The sequence below is a fragment of the Microbacterium sp. LEMMJ01 genome, from assembly GCF_002114135.1.
In the GTDB taxonomy this organism is placed as follows: Bacteria; Actinomycetota; Actinomycetes; order Actinomycetales; family Microbacteriaceae; genus Microbacterium.
Map to the genome: position 1 here is coordinate 307595 of NZ_NCTV01000030.1, position 18169 is coordinate 325763.

The 18169-nt window shown below is 71.2% G+C and carries 18 protein-coding genes; 3 read left to right on the plus strand and 15 right to left on the minus strand.

What is annotated here, in order from left to right; translation table 11 throughout:
• Positions 1 to 3: 3 nt before the first annotated feature.
• The 5 genes from B7W94_RS10315 to gabT all read right to left on the minus strand — a co-directional run bounded on the left by B7W94_RS10315 (position 4) and on the right by gabT (position 6760).
• A complete protein-coding gene (locus B7W94_RS10315; RefSeq protein ID WP_060923240.1) occupies positions 4 to 1470 on the minus strand; it encodes an NAD-dependent succinate-semialdehyde dehydrogenase in 1467 nt (488 codons plus the stop codon).
• A gap of 14 nt (positions 1471 to 1484) precedes the next feature.
• Positions 1485 to 3041 (minus strand): APC family permease, encoded by a 1557-nt coding sequence (locus B7W94_RS10320; RefSeq protein WP_085606315.1) that lies wholly within the window; start codon positions 3039 to 3041, stop codon positions 1485 to 1487.
• Entirely contained in the window at positions 3041 to 3925 is an 885-nt protein-coding gene (locus B7W94_RS10325; RefSeq protein WP_085606317.1) for a universal stress protein, read from the minus strand. The genes B7W94_RS10320 and B7W94_RS10325 overlap by 1 nt, the downstream gene beginning before the upstream one ends.
• Positions 3925 to 5307 carry a flavin monoamine oxidase family protein gene (locus tag B7W94_RS10330; protein WP_085606319.1) on the minus strand — a complete coding sequence of 461 codons (1383 nt, stop codon included), beginning with the start codon at positions 5305 to 5307 and terminating at the stop codon, positions 3925 to 3927. Before B7W94_RS10330 ends, B7W94_RS10325 begins: the two co-directional genes overlap by 1 nt.
• Positions 5308 to 5398: 91 nt before the next feature.
• Positions 5399 to 6760, minus strand: a complete 1362-nt coding sequence (gene gabT, locus B7W94_RS10335) for a 4-aminobutyrate--2-oxoglutarate transaminase (RefSeq protein ID WP_085606502.1) — start codon at positions 6758 to 6760, stop codon at positions 5399 to 5401.
• A gap of 93 nt (positions 6761 to 6853) precedes the next feature.
• Here gabT and B7W94_RS10340 point away from each other — a divergent pair, with 93 nt between their 5' ends.
• On the plus strand, positions 6854 to 8362 hold the full coding sequence (locus tag B7W94_RS10340) for a PucR family transcriptional regulator (RefSeq protein WP_085606321.1): 1509 nt from the start codon (positions 6854 to 6856) through the stop codon (positions 8360 to 8362).
• Positions 8363 to 8483: 121 nt separating this feature from the next.
• Here the strand turns inward: B7W94_RS10340 and B7W94_RS10345 are convergent, their stop codons facing one another.
• The 6 genes from B7W94_RS10345 to B7W94_RS10370 are packed head-to-tail and all read right to left on the minus strand — an operon-like array spanning position 8484 to position 13471.
• Complete coding sequence (locus B7W94_RS10345) at positions 8484 to 9338, minus strand: MurR/RpiR family transcriptional regulator (RefSeq protein WP_085606323.1); 855 nt, start codon at positions 9336 to 9338, stop codon at positions 8484 to 8486.
• Positions 9325 to 10140, minus strand: coding sequence for a phosphonate ABC transporter, permease protein PhnE (gene phnE, locus B7W94_RS10350; RefSeq protein WP_085606325.1), 816 nt, complete (start codon positions 10138 to 10140; stop codon positions 9325 to 9327). The genes B7W94_RS10345 and phnE (B7W94_RS10350) overlap by 14 nt, the downstream gene beginning before the upstream one ends.
• Positions 10137 to 10964 (minus strand): phosphonate ABC transporter, permease protein PhnE, encoded by an 828-nt coding sequence (gene phnE, locus B7W94_RS10355; RefSeq protein WP_085606327.1) that lies wholly within the window; start codon positions 10962 to 10964, stop codon positions 10137 to 10139. Before phnE (B7W94_RS10355) ends, phnE (B7W94_RS10350) begins: the two co-directional genes overlap by 4 nt.
• Positions 10961 to 11785 (minus strand): phosphonate ABC transporter ATP-binding protein, encoded by an 825-nt coding sequence (gene phnC, locus B7W94_RS10360; protein ID WP_253247425.1) that lies wholly within the window; start codon positions 11783 to 11785, stop codon positions 10961 to 10963. The genes phnE (B7W94_RS10355) and phnC overlap by 4 nt, the downstream gene beginning before the upstream one ends.
• A 1-nt stretch (position 11786) precedes the next feature.
• Entirely contained in the window at positions 11787 to 12776 is a 990-nt protein-coding gene (phnD, locus tag B7W94_RS10365; RefSeq protein WP_085606329.1) for a phosphate/phosphite/phosphonate ABC transporter substrate-binding protein, read from the minus strand.
• Positions 12777 to 12778: 2 nt separating this feature from the next.
• Positions 12779 to 13471, minus strand: coding sequence for an HAD family hydrolase (locus tag B7W94_RS10370; protein ID WP_085606331.1), 693 nt, complete (start codon positions 13469 to 13471; stop codon positions 12779 to 12781).
• Positions 13472 to 13589: 118 nt separating this feature from the next.
• Between B7W94_RS10370 and B7W94_RS10375 the strand changes: the two genes are divergently transcribed.
• Entirely contained in the window at positions 13590 to 14240 is a 651-nt protein-coding gene (locus B7W94_RS10375) for an amino acid deaminase (protein WP_253247426.1), read from the plus strand.
• On the opposite strand, the gene B7W94_RS10380 is transcribed toward B7W94_RS10375, so the two are convergent.
• Both B7W94_RS10380 and B7W94_RS10385 read right to left on the minus strand, forming a co-directional pair.
• Positions 14241 to 14654, minus strand: a complete 414-nt coding sequence (locus B7W94_RS10380; protein ID WP_085606335.1) for a riboflavin kinase — start codon at positions 14652 to 14654, stop codon at positions 14241 to 14243.
• Positions 14651 to 15160 (minus strand): flavin reductase family protein, encoded by a 510-nt coding sequence (locus B7W94_RS10385; protein WP_060923367.1) that lies wholly within the window; start codon positions 15158 to 15160, stop codon positions 14651 to 14653. The genes B7W94_RS10380 and B7W94_RS10385 overlap by 4 nt, the downstream gene beginning before the upstream one ends.
• Before the next feature lie 103 nt (positions 15161 to 15263).
• Here B7W94_RS10385 and B7W94_RS10390 point away from each other — a divergent pair, with 103 nt between their 5' ends.
• Positions 15264 to 15866: a PadR family transcriptional regulator gene (locus tag B7W94_RS10390; RefSeq protein ID WP_085606337.1), complete on the plus strand. Its 603-nt coding sequence runs from the start codon at positions 15264 to 15266 to the stop codon at positions 15864 to 15866.
• Positions 15867 to 15899: 33 nt separating this feature from the next.
• On the opposite strand, the gene B7W94_RS10395 is transcribed toward B7W94_RS10390, so the two are convergent.
• Both B7W94_RS10395 and B7W94_RS10400 read right to left on the minus strand, forming a co-directional pair.
• The gene (locus tag B7W94_RS10395; RefSeq protein WP_085606339.1) at positions 15900 to 16784 is read right to left on the minus strand and encodes a ribokinase; all 885 of its coding nucleotides are present in this window, start codon (positions 16782 to 16784) and stop codon (positions 15900 to 15902) included.
• Positions 16777 to 18156 carry an NtaA/DmoA family FMN-dependent monooxygenase gene (locus B7W94_RS10400; RefSeq protein ID WP_062765121.1) on the minus strand — a complete coding sequence of 460 codons (1380 nt, stop codon included), beginning with the start codon at positions 18154 to 18156 and terminating at the stop codon, positions 16777 to 16779. The genes B7W94_RS10395 and B7W94_RS10400 overlap by 8 nt, the downstream gene beginning before the upstream one ends.
• Between the last annotated feature and the right edge of the window lie 13 nt (positions 18157 to 18169).

Consider the following 18169-nt stretch of genomic DNA (forward strand, 5'->3'; position numbering starts at 1 on the left):
CGGTCAGGAGACCGGGATCAGCGTGTACTTGGTGGACAGGTACTCGTGGATGCCTTCGAAGCCGCCCTCGCGACCGACGCCGGACTGCTTGACGCCACCGAAAGGAGCCGCCGCGTTGGAGACGACACCCACGTTCAGACCCATCATGCCGGTCTCCAGCGCGTCGATCATCCGCTGACCGCGCTGCAGGTTCTCGGTGAAGACGTAGGAGACCAGGCCGTACTCGGTGTCGTTGGCGAGGCGCACGGCCTCGTCCTCGGTCTCGAAGGTCGCGATCGCGAGCACCGGGCCGAAGATCTCCTCGCGGAGGATCGCGGATCCGGGGACGACGTCGGTGAGGACCGTGGGCTCGTAGAACGTGCCGGTGCCCTCGAGCGCCTTGCCGCCCGCGAGCAGGGTCGCGCCGCGCTCGACGGCGTCGTCCACGAGCTCGCCGGCCTTGGCCACCGCGTCCTCGTCGATGAGCGGGCCGATCGCCACGCCCTCCTCCGTGCCGCGGCCGATCTTCATGCCGTTGACGCGCTCGGTGACGCGCTTGGCGAACTCCCCCGCGACGTCCTTGTGCACGATGAAGCGGTTCGCCGCCGTGCAGGCCTGACCGATGTTGCGGAACTTCGCGGCGAGAGCGCCGTCCACGGCCTTGTCGAGGTCCGCGTCGTCGAACACGACGAACGGCGCGTTGCCGCCGAGCTCCATCGAGACCCGCAGCACGCCCTCCGCCGCCTGGGCGATGAGCTTGCGGCCGACCTCGGTCGACCCGGTGAAGGACAGCTTGCGCAGGCGCGGGTCGGCGATGATCGGCGCGGACAGGGCGCTCGACTTCGAGGTCTGCACGACGTTGACGACGCCCTTCGGCAGACCGGCCTCCTCGAGCAGCGTCGTGAAGAAGATGGTCGTCAGCGGCGTGAGTGCCGGGGGCTTGATCACGACGGTGCAGCCGGCGGCGAGGGCCGGGGCGATCTTGCGCGTGGCCATCGCGAACGGGAAGTTCCACGGCGTCACGAAGAACGACGGGCCGACGGGGCGCTGCGACACGATCATGTGACCGGTGCCCTCGGGGTTGAGACCGTAGCGGCCGCTGATGCGCACGGCCTCCTCGCTGAACCAGCGGAGGAACTCGCCGCCGTACGCGACCTCGCCGCGGGCCTCGGCGAGGGGCTTGCCCATCTCGAGCGTCATCAGCAGCGCGAGGTCCTCCTTGCGCTCCTGCACGAGGTCGAACGCCCGGCGCAGGATCTCGCCGCGCACGCGCGGCGCCGTGGCGGCCCACTCGTCCTGCGCGGCGACGGCCGCGTCGAGCGCCCGGATGCCGTCCGCGGGGGTGGCGTCGGCGATCGTGCGGATCACCTGGTTGGTCGAGGGGTCCTTGACGTCGAAGGTCGCGCCGGTCTCCCCCTCGATCCACTCCCCGCCGATGAAGAGGCCGGTGGGGATGCTGTCGAGCAGCGCCTGCTCGTTCTGAGTGCTCATGGATTCTCTCTCTTTCAGACGGACGTGGGACGAAGGCGGCGGCTGGGCGGAGCGTCCATACCCAGCGTCTCACCGCGGAAGAAGGCGGGGCGGCGGATGGCGTTCCAGATCATCACCGCGATGCCGACGACGATGATGAGGATGCCGAGGATGAAGACGATCCCGATGCCGCCGATCTCCGACCCGGAGCCGTAAGCAGGGTCCATGGAGTCGATCAGCGTGGTGAAGAACAGGATCGCCAGGATGATGCCGCCCACCAGCGGGAACAGGAAGGTGAAGAAGACGTTCCGCGCCGAGTCGAACCACTGCTTGCGGAAGTACCAGACGCAGGCGAACGCGGTGATCCCGTAGTAGAAGCAGATCATCATGCCGAGCGTGAGGATCGTGTCCCACAGCGTGTCCTCGCTGACCACGCGCATCACGGCGTAGAACGCGGAGGCCACGATGGCCGACACGATCGTGGCGTAGCCCGGGGTGAAGAACCGCGGGCTCACCTTCGCGAACGACTTCGGCAGCGCACCGTAGTGGCCCATCGCGAGCAGGGTGCGGGCCGGACCGACGAACGTCGACTGCAGCGACGACGCCGAGCTCGTGAGCACCGCGAGCGAGACGAGGAACGCGAGCGGCCCGAGGATCGGTCCGGAGAGGTGGAAGAACACGTTCTCCTGGATGTCGCCGTTGCCGAGGCCGAGCTCTCCGGTGCCGACACCCGCAAACATGATCATGGCGACGGCGAGGAGCAGGTAGAGCGAGACGATCGTGAGCACGGTGACGGTGGCCGCGCGACCCGGGGTCTTCTCCGGGTCCTTCGTCTCCTCGTTCATGGTGAGGGTGACGTCCCAGCCCCAGAAGATGAAGATCGACAGCGACAGACCGGCGGCGACGGCACTGAACGACGAGATCGCGAACGGGTTGAACCAGTTGAGGTCGAACGGCTGGTAGTCGAAGCCGTTGCCGCCCACGGCCTGCACGATCGCGGCGACCGCGAAGAACACGAGCACGAGGATCTGGAATCCGACCAGCCAGTACTGCAGCTTCTGCGTGGTCTGCATGTCGCGGTACGACACCCACGTCGCGCCGAGCATGAAGAGCAGGCAGACACCGATGTTGATCCAGGTCACGCCGGCGAGATCGGCGATCTCCGGATTGCCCGTGATCTGCGACAGCAGCAGGAACAGGAAGTCGACCGCGACGCCGGCGAGGTTGGAGAGCACGAGGATCGTGGCGACCACGAGGCCCCAGCCGGCCATCCAGCCCACCCACGGCCCGAACGCCCTGGCGGCCCAGGTGAAGGACGTACCGGAGTCGGGCATGCGGTTGTTGAGCTCGCGGTAGCCGAAGGCCACGAGGAGCATCGGGATGAAGCCGACGAGGATGATCGCCGGGATCTGCGCGCCGACCTCGGATGCGGTGGGGCCGACGGCGGCCGTGAAGGTGTAGGCGGGGGCGATGCACGAGATGCCGATCACGACGGCGCCGATCAGGCCGACGGTGCCGGCGCTCAGGCCCTTCGTCGAGATTCCGGTCGTGACGCCGGATGCGGGCTCCGTCGCCCGGTTGGTGCTGCTCATCAGCGGTCTCCTGCTTCATCGCGGGTACGCGGGACGACGATCATGGGGACGGGCAGCTCGTGCAGCATCTTCGCCGCCGTGGAGCCCAGGAAGAGGCGGCGCGGCTGCGCCAGCCGGCTGGAGCCGACGAGCACGACCTCACCGGGGAGCCAGGAGAGCCCGGCGACGGCGTCCTCCACCGTCTCGCCGGGGGCCTCCTCGACGACGGCGCCGAGACCGTCCGGCAGCCGCTCGGCGGCCACGGCCAGCACCTGGTGCGCGTGCTCGCTGCCGGCGAGGCGGATGGCGCCGGTGTCGAGCCCCGGCGGCACGTCGAACGGCACGAGGGACACCAGGCGCAGGCTCACCTCGGCGGCGCCGGCGAGGGCCACGGCCTGGTCGAGCACGCCCTCCGCGCCGGGACGGGTGCCGACGGCGACGGTGACGCGCGGGAGCACGTGGTCGTCCTGCTGCGCGAGACCGGACGGCGCGAGAGCCACCGGGATCGGCGAGGAGTGCAGCAGCTCCGATGCCACGCTGCCCAGGCGGTGACGGCCGAAGAGGCCTCCACCGGCCGTGCCGATCACGATGACGCTGGCGTCGAACTCCTCACCGGCGGCGATGAGGCCCTCGGCGAACGACTCCGAGAAGCGCACGTGCCCGCTGCGCACGAGCTCCTGCGGCAGGCGCACGACCGCGTCCTGCAGCCAGCTCCGGGCCTGCTTCCGGATGACGTCCTCGTAGGCGCGCTCCGGCGGCACGGCGGCGCTCCGGGTTCCCTCGGTCGGCAGCACGATCACGAGGTGCAGGGTCGCGCCGATGCTGCGCGCCAGTCGTGCGCCCAGCGCCGCCGCGTCGGCCCCCGCATCCGTCGCCGTGTAGCCGACGACGACCGAGCCGGTCATCAGCCGATGCTCTCGGGAGCGCCGGTCTCGCGACGGGCGTCGACGATGTTCGCCGCGACGAGGTGGCCCATGCGGATCGCCCCGTCGACGTGCTGGTACCCCGCTCCGGCCATGTCGCTGCAGGCGAAGTGGATCGGTCCGACCGGCGTGCGCAGGTCGGCGCCGTAGCGGTGCAGTCCGCCGAGGTCGAAGCTCGCGGCGTACGCGCCGCGGGTCCACTCCTCGCTGCCCCAGTCGCTCTCGTAGTAGACGACGGGGTTCTTGGCCTCGGGACCGTAGTAGTGCGAGAGCGACTCGAGGATGCGCTCCTTGCGCTCCTCGGCCGGCAGCTCGAACACGCCGTCGGCGTTCGCGTCGGAGACGAAGCCGACCAGGGTGCCGCGCTCGTCGCCGTGGTTGGTGTTGTCGTACGCCTCGTGCGAGAGCTCGTACGGGCTGAACGCCGTACCGCTCAGGCCCTGCTCGCGCCAGAACGGGCGGTCGTAGACGGCGTGCACCTTGATGACGAAGCCCATCGACAGGTGCTGGTGCAGCTGGTGCTGACGACGCGGCAGCGGCGGGACGAAGGAGATGCGGTTGTAGAGGATGGGAGCGTGCGCGAGGATCGCGTACCGCGCCCGGACCGTGAGGTCGTCGGTGGTCGCCACGACCCCGTCATCCGACCACTCCAGGCTGCGGACGGGCTGATTCAGCAGCACGTCATCGCCCAGCCGCTCGGCGAGGCGCAGCGGCACCTGCTGCAGACCGCCGACGACGCGCTTGTCGAGGATGAAGTCCGCGTCGACGAGGTTCGAGTAGGAGCCGGCCGAGGCGGCCATGAGCAGCGACTGCAGCAGCGAGAACGCGTGGGTCGGCTTGGTCAGCATCGCCGAGCCGGTCGCGAAGGCGAGGTTGCGCACGGCCTCGTCGTCATCGGTCTGCGAGCGCAGCCAGGCGTCCCAGGAGATGGAGTCCCACTCGGCCGCGTTCGGGTGCTCCCACGGGCGGTCCGGGTCGATCTCGGCGACGAGGGCGTCGAGGATGCCGGTGATGCGGGCGATCACGGCCTCGGTCTCCGCCGACACCGGGAACATCTCGCCCGTGAAGCGATGCGCCTTGCCGTCCGGGCCGACGTAGACGCTGTCGCCCTCGCGGTAGCGGCTGTAGGTCTCGAGCCCCAGCTCCTCGATCGTGTCCTTGAGGGCGTCCTGGTCGGGCGAGACCCACTGGCCGCCGATCTCCAGCATGGCGCCGTCGATCACGTCGGTCCACAGCCGGCCGCCCACGCGGTCGCGGGCCTCCAGCACGGCGACCGACAGTCCGGCCTTCCGCAGGTCGTTGGCCGCCGTGAGCCCTGCGGCTCCGGCGCCCACGATCAGCACGTCGCGGGTGATCTCAGCCATCTGCAACTCCTTCGTCGTCGGGGGATGCGGGGGAAGAAGTACCGGTCGCGTCCCGAAATCCCCCGATCCGGGGACGCGACCGGACAGTGTGTCAGGCGCCGGCGAGCGCCTCGGCCACGACGTCGAGGCCCTCGTTCAGCAGCTCGTCGCCGATGGACAGCGGCGGGAGGAAGCGGATGACGTTCCCGTACGTGCCGCAGGTGAGGACGATGACGCCCTGGGCGATGCACGCCTTGGCCACGGCGGCCGTGAGCGCGGCGTCCGGAGCCTTGGTCTCCGGGTCCACGAACTCGGCCGCGACCATCGCGCCGTGACCGCGGACGTCGCCGATGCGGGCGTCCTCGGCCTGGAGAGCGGTGAGGCGGCCGATGAGGATCTCGCCGATCTCGCGGGCCCGCTCGATGACGCCGTCGTTCTCGAACACGTCGATCGCAGCCAGCGCCGCGGCACAGGCGATCGGGTTGCCGCCGTAGGTGCCGCCGAGGCCGCCGGAGTGCGAGGCGTCCATGATCTCGGCGCGACCGGTCACGGCCGCGAGCGGCAGGCCGCCCGCGATGCCCTTGGCGGTGGTGATGAGGTCGGGCTCGATGCCGAAGATCTCGCTGGCGAACATGTGCCCGGTGCGGGCGAAGCCGGTCTGCACCTCGTCGGCGATGAAGACGACGCCGTTCGCGCGACACCAGTCGACGATCGCGGGGAGGAAGCCGTCGGCGGGGACGATGAAGCCGCCCTCGCCCTGGATGGGCTCGATGATGACGGCCGCGAGGTTGTCCGCGCCGATCTGCTTCTCGAGCTGGAGGATCACGCGGGCCGCGGCCTCGCCGCCCTCGAGTCCGTCGCGGAACGGGTAGGACATCGGCGCGCGGTAGACCTCGGGGGCGAACGGGCCGAAGCCGCTCTTGTAGGGCATCGACTTCGCGGTCAGCGCCATGGTGAGGTTCGTCCGGCCGTGATAGCCGTGGTCGAACGCGACGACGGCCTGGCGTCCGGTGTGCTTGCGGGCGATCTTGATCGCGTTCTCGACGGCCTCGGCGCCGGAGTTGAACAGGGCGCTCTTCTTGGCGAAGTCTCCGGGGGTGACGCGGTTGAGCGCCTCGGCGACGCCGACGTACGACTCGTACGGCGAGATCATGAAGCACGTGTGCGTGAACTGCGCGGCCTGCGCGGCGACGGCCGCGGCGACCTTCGGGTGCGCGTTGCCGACCGTGGTCACCGCGATGCCGGAGCCGAGATCGATGAGCGAGTTGCCGTCGGCGTCGACGACCACCCCTCCCCCGGCCGCGACGGCGGCGACGGGCACGGTGTGTCCGACACCGGCGGCGACCGCGTCCGCCTTGCGGGCGAGGACCTCGGCCGACCGCGGGCCGGGGAGTTCCGTGACGAGGCGACGCTCCTGCGGGAGGTCGGGGCCGCCGAGGGGGACTGCGGGTGCTGCGATGTCGAGGAGAGCCATGTCGCGAGCGTACGGCGGCAGCGGAGACGCCCGCATTCGCCGGGTCGTACAATCGGAGAATTGATTTCGCCGTCTCGTACAACCGGAGATCGCATGGCCCCCACCGATCCGCCCACGCTGTCCGCCCTGCTGCGGCGCCGTGATCTGGACCTGCGCCTCGTCTCCGCCGCCCCGGACCTGCCGGACGGCGCGCTCGACCGGCCGCTGCGCTGGGTGCACAGCTCGGACCTCGCTGACCCGACGCCCTTCCTCGCGGAAGACCTGGTGCTCCTGACCACGGGTACCCAGTTCGACGACGCGGACGCCATCCCGCCCTACGTCGTGCGCCTCGCCGAGCGCGGGGTGCTGGGGCTCGGGTTCGGCACCGACGTGCATCGCTCGGGAACGCCGGAGGAGTTGATCGCGGCGTGCGCCGACCAGGGCATTCCGCTGTTCGAGGTGCCGTACCGCACGCCGTTCATCGCCGTGGCCCGCGCGCACTCCGAGGCGATCGCGGCGCAAGCCTACGCCCGGCGCACCTGGGCGCTCGACACCCAGCGCGCCCTGGCCCTCGCCGCGCTCCGACCGCGCGGGCTGGACGCCATCGTCACCGAGCTCGGCCGTCGTCTCGGCGCCTGGGCCGGCATGTTCGACGCGGCGGGCGACCTGCTCGTCGCCCACCCCCGCGAAGCCTTCTCGACGACGGTCCGGGAAGAGCTCGGGACGCGGGTCCAGGAGATCCTCGACCGCGGACTCGAGGCGGGGCTGTCCCTCACCCTCGAGGCGCACACCTTCATGCTCTTCACGGTGGGGCGGGGCGGGCACCTGCGCGGCGTCCTCGCCGTGGAGGCCGACGCCCTCGACCAGGAGGCCAGAGCCGTCGTCACGTCGGTCATCGCGATGGCCGGACTCGCGCGGGAGCAGAGCGAGCAGCTCACCCGCGGCCGTCGCCGCCTGCACACGCAGCTGCTGCGCTCGCTCCTGGGCGACGACCCCGGCCTCGCGCGCCGGGTGCTCGGCAGCCTTCCGCCCGCCCCCGTGGTGGTCGCCGTGACGGGAGACGCCCCGGCGGAGCCGCTCCTCGACTGGTGGGAGCGCCGGCGCCTCGACCACGGCACTCCCGCGTTCCTCGCCGATTCCGAGGACGGCGTCGTCATGTGCATCTCCGCGACCGACGAGCCGCTTCTCGACGATGTGGCCGCCCGCTTCACCGCCCGCGTCGGCGTCTCCGCTCCGGAGGGGTACGACGCCTTCTCCCGGGCCCACGCGCAGGCGCTCGTCGCGCTCCGTCAGCCCGGCACGAGCGGCGCCGTCCGGTACGCCGACACGGTCGGATCCAGTCTGCTCACCGCTCTGGCGACGGATGAGGCCCGGCTCGTCGCGGAGTCGCGGCTCGCCCCGCTGCGGGAACACGACGCCGCCCACGGCACCGCGCTCGAACACGCGCTGCGCACCTGGCTCGACCACGACGCGCGCGCCGAGCAGGCCGCAGCCGCCCTGGGAATCCACCGCCACACGCTCCGATCCCGGGTCTCCCACGCCGGAGCCCTCCTCGGGGTCGACCTGACGACCTTCCCCGCCCGCGCCGAGGTGTGGGCACTGCTGCAAACCGCCCGCGACTGACCCGGCCCCTTCCGTCCCCCTCACCCCGCGTCACCCGCACGACTGCGCGACACGTGCACGACGGATCGGCCCGCCTGCTCGTGCATCCGGACTGGGATCGTGCAGCCGGAACCGTGGTCCCTCAGCCGTCGAGGTTGTCGGAGACCACTTCGAGGGCGTGTGCCCGAGCCTGGACGGCAGCGTCGCCGCGCGCGGAGGTGACCGCGGCCGCGAACACCTCGGCGAACACGAGGAAAGCGACGCGGGAGGCGTGCTGCAGCTCTTCGCGGAAGCTCACCCCGGCCGGGGTGATGACGAGTGACAGGGAGGCCGCGTCGGTCAGCGCGGAGGACGCGAACGAGGTGAGCGCGATCACCGTCGCACCGCCGCGGGCGGCGGCAGTCGCGACACGCAGGCTCGCCTCATTGGCTCCGGAACCGCTGACGATGACGCACACGTCCTGCTCCGTGAGATGCCGGGCCGCGATCTGCTGGGCGATGGCGTCGGCGATGAACTCCGCCGGTCGCCCTGCCGCCGTGAGCCGCATCGCCAGGTCGCTGGCGATCGGCGACGAGAGACCGTTCGCCAGGACCAGCACACGTCGCGCGGAAGCGGTCGCGCCGACTGCCGCGTCGACGGTCGCCGGGTCCAGGAGACTCGCAAGCACAGGGAGGGACGCCGCGACTCGGCCGATCTCGGCGCGCATCCGTCCCAGCACACCGGGCCCGTGATCGACCGCGGCGTCACCGCTCCCCCCGCCGAGCTCGGCGGCCAACGCGACCCGGAGCTGTGGGTAGCCGCGGTAACCGAAGCCCTGACACGCGCGGACGACGGTGGCGCGGCCGACTCCGGCCCGGTCGGCGAGTTCCTGCGCTGTCCACTCCACGACGGCGTCGGCGGAGTCCAGGATGAGCTCGGCCACCCGCCGCTCCGCCGGCTGCAGGGTGTTGCGAACCGCGGCGATGCGCACGGTCGGCGGAGCGCTAGGGGCGAACACGGACTCGGGCTCCCTCCATGATCCGGCGGCGGATCGCGCCGGATGCCGCGTCGATCAGCATCGTCACCACGACCACCACGATGAGCAGGACACCCACCGTCGACCACTCACGGTACTGGGTGTAGGAGGTGAGCATGTCGCCGATGCCGCCGACGCCGATGAGCCCGAGGACGGCCGACGAGCGCACGTTGATCTCGAAGCGGTAGAGCCAGAACGACCAGAACGCCGGTTCCGCCTGCGGCCACACTCCCCATCGCAGCACCTGGAGAGTGCTGCCGCCGGCCGCGTGTGCCGCCTCGATGGGGCCACGGGGCACGGCTTCGACGGCCTCATAGCCCCATTTGCCGAGGGTGCCGATGCCGTTGAGTGCGAGCGCCAGGGCTCCCGTGAAGGGCGTGAGCCCTGTCACCGAGAGGATCACGATCGCGATGATGATCTCCGGGACCGCGCGGATGAGGGAGAACAGCCCGCGAAGCAGATTGCGCAGCCAGACCGGTCCGAAGCCGCGAGCGGCCAGCAGGCTCAGGGGTGTCGCGAGGAGGATGCCGAGTACGGTGCCGACCCAGGCCATCTCGATGCTCCGCCAGGTCTGCCACAGAGCCTCGGGGAGCTTCTCCCAGTTCGGGTCGCCGAACATGAGCACGGTGTAGCGCACGATCTCCGCCGGGAGATCGGCGAGGCGCGCCCAGGAGACGTCGATCGACCAGAAGGCCAGCACGATCACGCCGGTCACGAGGCCCCATCCGAGGAGGAGCCAGGGGCGCCGAGGCCGGGCGGGGACGGCGGTGAGAGGCGCGGTCATACGAGCCTCCGTCGGACGGCGTCGGAGACCACGTCGATCACGATCACCACGATGAGGATCTCGAGGATGATGAGCGAGAGCTGGTCATAGCGGTAGAAGGTACGGACGGCGTCGATGAGCAGCCCCATGCCGCCCGCCCCGACCAGGCCGAGCACGGTCGAGGCGCGCACGTTGAGCTCGAAGACGTAGAGGGTCTGGTTCGCGAAGGCGGGCCAGGCGTCCGGGAGCGCGAGCGTGCGGTTGATCTGGGTCTGCGTCGCACCCGCCGCCCTGCCGGCTTCGAGGGGGCCGCGGTCGTTCGTGTCGATCGCCTCGGACACGAGCTTGACGATGATCCCGACGTTGAACAGGACCAGCGCCAGGATCCCGGGAAGGGCACCGACGCCCACCATCGCGACGAGGATGGCGGCGTACAGCAGGTCGGGGACGCTGCGGACGACGTTGAGGGCGCCTCGCACGACCAGCCGCACGGCCGTGTTCGGGTTCGTCGCCCGCGCGGCCCAGAAGCTGAGCGGCAGCGACACGACGGCACCGATCGCAGTGGCGATGACCGCCATCTGCAAGGTCTCGATCAGTGGCGGGACCGTGCGCGGGAAGAACGACCAGTCGGGCACGAGCAGCTTCAGCACCTTGTCGGCGCCGTTCTGCCAGTTGCGCGCGATCGCGTCGAGGTCGACTCCGATCCCGATGCCGGGCAGACACATCACGACCGTCACCGCCACCACCCCCGCCAGGACGGCGGGCCCCTTCCAGGCGCCGGGGGGACGCGCGGGGACGTCGAGCGGTGCCGGCGCGGTCCCCGGAGCGACGGCGGGGGCGGTCATGCGCCCAGCCGATCGTCCGCGGTGAGCGAGCGGCCGTAGATGCTCTCGAAATCCGCGTCCGAGGCGCCGGCGGCCGGACCGTCGTAGACGACCTCCCCCGCGCGCATGCCGATCATGCGGGCGCCGTACTCACGTGCGAGGTCGAGCAGATGGAGGTTGACGAGCACCGTGATGCCCAGGTCGCGGTTGATGCGGCGCAGGTCGTTCATCACGCCGTGCGCGGTGGGTGGGTCGAGGCTGGCCACCGGCTCGTCCGCCAGGACGACGCGAGGTTCCTGGGCTAGAGCCCGAGCGATCGCGATGCGCTGCTGCTGGCCGCCGGAGAGATCGGAGGCCCGCGCGTGCAGCTTGGGCAGGATCCCGACCCGGTCGAGCGCGTGGTACGCGCGCTGCCGGTCGACCTCAGGATAGGCACCGAGGAGCGTGCGCCAGAGCGGCGTGTGGGCGAGACGCCCGACGAGCACGTTCTGCAGCACGCTGGCGCGACCGGCGAGGTTGAAGCTCTGGAAGACCATGCCGATGTCCCCCCGGAGCCGGCGCAGCGTGCGTGGGGAGGCGCCGCTCACGCGATGCCCGCCGACGTCGAGGATGCCGGAGGTGACCGGCACCAGGCCGTTGATCGTGCGGATGAGCGTGGACTTCCCCGAGCCGGAGAGTCCGACGACCGCGACCATCTCGCCGGCGGCGATGTCCAGGGAGACACGGTTCAGTCCGACCGTGCCGTTCGGGTACCGCACAGTCACCTCCTCGAGGCGGATGGACCACGGCGTGGACGCCGCGGCCGGAGCCGCGACGTCCACCGGGTGATGCGGAGCGGACAACTTACTGCAGCCCCAGTGCCTCGGCGGCGCGGGCGACGACGTCGAGCGACGCGGGGTCGGCCGGTGCGAGCTTGGTGATCGAGTAGATGCTCTCCAGGATCGTCGAGCCCTCCTCCGTGTTCGAGAACTCCTCGAGCGCGGTCGTGATGCGCTCCTGCAGCTCCGGGGACAGGTCGGCCGACAGAGCGACGCCGTCGTTCGGGATCTCCTCGGTCATGGCGAAGACGACGACCTTCTCCCCCACGTCCGGGGTGTCCTTCTGCACGATCGTGCGGGCGTCCCAGAAGCTGAAGCCGACCTCCGCGTCGCCGTTGTAGACGGCCAGCACGGACGCGTCGTTCGCCGTCACCGGGATCTGCTCGATGTCCGCGTCCGTGTCCAGGCCGGCCTCCTGGAGCGCGAGGATCGGGTAGATGTAACCGGCGGGGGACCCCGGGCCGAGGACGGCGACCTTCGCGCCTTCCACCTTGTCGATGCTGTCGAGACCGGCGGGCCCGGTCATGGCGTCGGCGCCGTTGCAGAAGAGCATCCCGTCACGCGCGACCGGCTCGTCCTCGCAGTACTTGTCGGGGTTGTTCGTCATGAACTGCGCCGGGTAGGTGATGTTGCCGTTGCGCTCGGTCTGCAACACGACGGAGGCGTCGTACATGTCGTTCGCCTGCCAGAGCTGCAGCGACGGCAGGAAGCCGATCTGCGCCTGCCCCGCGCCCATCGCCTCGACCGCGGCCTGGTAGTCCTTCGAGACGACACCTGTCACCTCGATCCCGAGCTCCTCCGTGAGGTAGTCGGTCAGCGGGGCGGCGGTGTCCACGAGGCCGTCCTGGTCCTGCGACGGGACGAGGGCGAGGACGAGGGAGTCCGGATCTTCGGCGGGGACGGCGGAGGGGTCGGACCCGGTGGCGGTGCCGGAGCACCCGGCGAGCGCGACGGTCAGCAGGGCGCCGGCGGCGGCGAGACCGAGAACCGGACGGCGGAAGGGGGAGGTACGCATGATCATCCTTCGGTGGTGAGGGTGTGTGAGATGGGCGGAACGGAGGAGTCGGTGGCCGGCAGCCAGGCTTCGAGCTGCGGGGCGAGCGTCGCGAAGTCGGCCGCACGGAAAGTCGGGGTCGCGGCCGGGTCGGCGAAACCCCCGATCAGCGCGGTGGCGTGGCCGCGAGCGTGTGCGGGGGCGAGATCGTTGCGCCACATGTCGCCGATGCTCAGCACACGGGCACCGGACGGCAGCGCGTCGAGGACCTTGTCCATCCCCGCGGGCTTGCGGGCGTCGGTCACGATGCGGTCGAACAGTCCGGCAAGCCCCAGGTGCTCCAGCGCCTCCGGAAGGCGCACGGCGGGGGCATTGGTCACCAGCACGCGCTCCGCCACGGAGCCGGCGGTCCGGAGGAACTCGACCAGGCCGCTCGGGACCGTGACCGGTGCCGCTGCCGTGGCGAGCTGAGCGCGGCTCGCCAGGTACGCCGCGCTGAGCACGGCACGGTCGGCACCCAGGCCGTCCGCCGCGCGGCGGACGACGTCGTAACCGTCGACGGCGTCGGGGCCCGCGGCGGCGATCGCGGTGCGGATGTCGCGGACGAAGCGCTCCGGCGCGCCCAGCGCGATGGCCACGTGCCGGGCATAGGCGAGGACGGGCCCGTCGCCGAGCGCGATCGTGCCGTCGAAATCGAAGAGGAGGATGGTGGTCACGGGATTCCTTCTGTGCGGACGCTTCGTCCACCTTGAGCGATGGATATGGACAGAACGCCCACGGCGCATGAACTCCGTGTGAACACTCCGTCCACCTCGCTCCCGTATGGTGAACGCCGTGTCCGAACTCGCTGCCCTCATGCACGCCGCCGACCGTGCGGCGATCGACACCCCTGTCGCCGCGCAGGGCGCGATCGACGCGTTGCCCTGGCTCGACGCCTCACTCCGAGCCGATCGCGATGCCGGGCGCTTCGCCGCGTGGGGCCGATCGACGGCGGTCGACGAGAACACCGGCACGGGTGTCATCACGCCGGCCCTGTTCGCCGAACTCCACCGGCGCGCGGGCCTCTCTGCGACCTGGCCGACCGGCAATGCCGGCCTCCTGCACTGCTACGGGTACCTGCTCTCGCGGGAGCCCACTCCCTACGGCCTCAAGAGCGACCGCTGGTTGACCCCGGCCCTGGCCCTCGCCTGCGGACTCGCTGCGGACGCCTTCCTGCCCTGGCTTCCCGGTCCGACACTCCTGGCCCGAGCGACTGCCGCGGCGGCAGCCCTGTCCGCAGGCCCCCACAGCCCCACGGTCGTCGTCGCCGGCCGCGAGAGTCGGGTCTCTCTGAGCGCGCCGGAGGGGCCGGCCGCTCTGGCCTACGCGGTCGCACCATCGCCGGGGCTCCCTCCATTACCGGTGACACTCTTCCCCGTGACCGACGCCGCGGCGATCCTCACCGAGTTCCCCTCTCTGCCGCGACTTCGCTGGAACGCGGTGTAGTCAGCGTCGTGCGAACGTGCGCCGCTCCGCGGCGAGGAGCTGCCGGGAAGCCGCGACGTCGGCGGCAGTCCGGGCGACGAGCTCCTCGACCCCATCGAAACGGAGGGTCGGCCGGAGCAGCGCGACGAGCTCGACCCACAGCCGCAGTCCGTAGAGGTCGCGGTCGACGTCGTGCAGGTGCACCTCGAGTCGCCGCGCCCGGTCGCCGCAGAACGTCGGGTTGGCCCCGACGCTCGCCGTCGCCTCCCACCGCCGGTCGTCATCGGGCAGCCGCGCCCAGGCCGCGTAGATGCCGTCGTCGGGCAGCAGCCGCTCGGGCAGGGCGAGGTTCGCGGTCGGGAAGCCGAGCAGTCGCCCGCGGCCGTCGCCGGGGACGACGAGGCCGGAGAGCACCGGGAGCGCCGGTCCGGTCACACGTCTGCGGCGGGCGAGATCGCGCGGTAGCGGCTCTGGTGGAACACGAGCGGCTCGACGTCGTCGAAGAGCGTCACGTCCTGGATCTCGTAGAGCGCGATCTCGTGGTCGCCGCCGTCGAACGTGCTGTGCAGCCGGCAGGTGAGCCAGAGCGCGGCGTCGTCGATCAACACGGCCCCACCCTCGGAGCGATGCCAGGCATGGCCGCCGAACCGGTCCCCTTCGCGCGCGGACAGCGAGCGGCTGAGCGGCTCGTGGTGCGCCGCGAGGACGCTCATCCCCAGCTCCGGGACGGCTCGGAGCACCGGCCAGGTCTTCGAGGTGCGGGCGGCACTGACCGCGACGAGGGCGGGCTCCAGCGAGATCGAGGTGAAGGAGTTGACCGCCATCCCGACGGCTCGATCGTCGACGTGCGCGGCGAGCGCGACCACACCGGTCGGATAGACGGAGAAGGCGCGACGGAGAGCGCGGTCCCGCGGCAGGGCGTCGGTCACGGCAGTGGTCATCACGAAGTCCTTTCGTTAGTCAACTTTGACTAGTTTGAATCATAGGCATTTTTGACCATGCAAACAACAGGTTTCGCGACACCGAGCCGTTACCATGAAGCGCATGTCGACCACCCGCCTCGTCGTCCTCGGCGCTGTCAAGCAGTTCCAGCCCGTTCACGGCTACTTCCTCCGCCGCGAGCTCATGACGTGGCACGTCGACGAATGGGCGCACATCCAGCCCGGTTCGATCTACAACGCCCTCCGCGCGCTCGAGGTCGACGGCTACGTGGCGGAGAGCGGCACGGAGACGGAAGGCAAGCGCCCCGCGCGCACCACCTACCGCATCACCCCAGCCGGCGAGGTGGAGCTGCAGCGCATGCTGCGCGAGAACCTCTGGAACGTCGCGGCATTCGACACGCAGGCGATCATGACCGTGGCCTCGTTCATGTTCGTCCTCAGCCGGCAGGAGGTCATCGCCGGCCTCGAGCACCGCCTCATCAAGAGCGATGCCATCATCACGCAGAACGGCTTCGACGTGCAGGACACGCTGCGCTCGGAGACGACCCCGGAGTACGTCCGCGAGATCTTCGACCTCTCCACCGCCCGGCTCACGGCCGAGAAGCAGTGGCTCCTGGCGCTGCTGGAGCGGCTGCGCGCCGGGGCGTACACGTTCGCCGGCGAGACGGCGGAGACGACGGAGGCGGAACCCGCTCCCCCGCGCTGACCCGCAGGGCGCACGCACGGCTCACGGCGGGACTCAGCGCCCGGCCACCAGAGCCTCCAGGGCCGCCACGGACAGCGTCGGCGTGGTCGCCCCGCGGTGTCGGGCGACGATCGCCCCCGCGGCACAGGCGCGCACGAGAGCGTGCTCGATGTCTTGGCCCTGGGCGAGCCCGGCGGCGAGGGCGCCGCAGAAGGCGTCCCCGGCCCCCGTCGTATCGACGGCGTCGACGCGGAAGGCCGCCACGTGCGCACCGGGCCGTCCCGGCCGATGCAGCGTCACCCCCGCGGCCCCCTCCGTGAGCACGACCGCTCCGGCACCGGCACTGAGGAGCCGCTCGACACCGCCGAGCTCCGTGCACTCGGTCTCGTTCACGACCAGCACGTCCACCTCCGGCAGCAGCGCGACCGCCGCCTCGTGCGCGGGGGCGGCGTTGAGGATCGTGCGCGCCCCCGCACCCCGGGCGGCCACGAGGGCGGCGGCGACCGCGGCGAACGGCACCTCGAGTTGAGCGAGCACCACAGCCGCCCCGGCGATCCCGGCCACAGCGTCCTCCGGAGTGAGATCGCCGTTCGCGCCGGGCGCCACGAGGATGCTGTTGTCGCCGTCGTCGAAGGCCAGCACATGCGCGACCCCGGTCGGCGCGGACGCGGAGCGGCGGAGCACGGCGTCCACGCCCGCCTCCGTCAGCGCCGCCTCCAGCACGGCCCCCGCCTCGTCCGATCCGACGACACCGCAGAACCGCGTCGAGGCTCCCGTGCGCGCCGCCGCGACGGCCTGATTGAGGCCCTTGCCACCGGGGAAGCGTCCCCCGGCACGACCGAGCAGCGTCTCTCCGACGCGGGGTGGGCGCGAGACCTCGACCACGAGATCGAGGTTCGCGCTCCCCACGACGGCGACGCCGGCGAAGGTCTCAGACACGGGCCATCGTCCGCCGGAACGACGAGCCCACGTGGGACTCGGCGAGCGCGGGCGTCGGTGTGCCCATCAGCCGTTCCCGCAGCGACTCCGGCTCGGCAGCGGGGTCGCTGATCGCCCCGCGCTCTTTGAGGATCGGCAGCACGTGCTCGATGAAGTCGGCGGTCGAGGCCGGCGGGATCACCGGGGCGAAGAGGAAGCCGTCGAGGTCGGCGCCGTCGGCGAGCTCCATCATCCGGTCCGCCACCTGCTCCGGCGTGCCCACGATGGGCCGGGCGCCGACCCCGTGCGCGTGCCAGTCGCCCAGCACGTCGCCCACCGTCTTGTCGGCGAAGCGGGCGACCTGCGTCTGCGAGAGCTCGGTGCTGAGTTCTGACATCGGGGTGCTCGGGTCGTACGACGACAGGTCGAGCCCGGTGAACCAGGCGTAGGACGCCACGGTGACCTGGGGGTTCTGCGCGTCGGCGACCTCCGCGTACGTGCGGCGCGCCTCCTCCTCGGTGCTTCCGACGACCGCGGCGAACGCCGACATGATCTTCACCTCGTGCGCGCCACGGCCGTTCTTCACCGCCTCCTCGCGGATCGCCGAGGAGTGCGCACGGAGCTGCTCGACCGAGCCGCTCCCCACGAAGATCGCCTCGCCGTGCCTGCCGCCGAACTCGCGGCCGGCGGGCGACGCCCCGGCCTGGAACAGCACCGGCGTGCCCTGCGGCGAGCGCTGCGTGTTGCCGTAACCGTGCGAGCGGAAGTAGGGCCCGTCGTGCGCGATGCGGTGCACCTTGGCCGGGTCGGCGAAGCGGCCCGCCTTGTCACGCTCCAGGGCCCCTTCCTCCCAGGCCTCCTCCCACAGCTTGTAGACGACCTGCATGAAGTCGTCCGCCATCAGGTAGCGTTCGTCGTGCCCGACCATCGGCACACCGAAGCCCTGCACCGCGGTGTCGGCGGTGCCGGTGGTGACGACGTTCCAGCCGATCCGGCCGCCGGAAAGGATGTCGAGGGTGGCCAGGCGCCGGGCGAAGGAGTAGGGCGGCTCGAGCAGGGTCGACCCCGTGGCGACGAGGCCGAGGCGGGTGGTCTCCGGGATGAGCGCGGCGAGGATGATCGCCGGGTCGAGCCGCGGCAGGTCCAGGCCCTCGACCGAGCAGATGTCCGGGCGCTCACCGGCGACGTCGGCCCAGCCCCACGCATCGGCGAGGAAGAGGAAGTCGAAGCCCGCGTCCTCGACCAGGCGCGCGGTGTCGCGCCAGTAGTCGAGCTTGTCGAACAGGTAGCGCCGGTTGTCGGGGTGGCGCCAGGTCGCGGTGCCGGAGTCGTTGGCCTGGGCGTTCTCGAAGAGCCCGAGCCGCAGGGTCTTCACGGGGTGCTGAGCGGTCATGGCGGATGCCTTC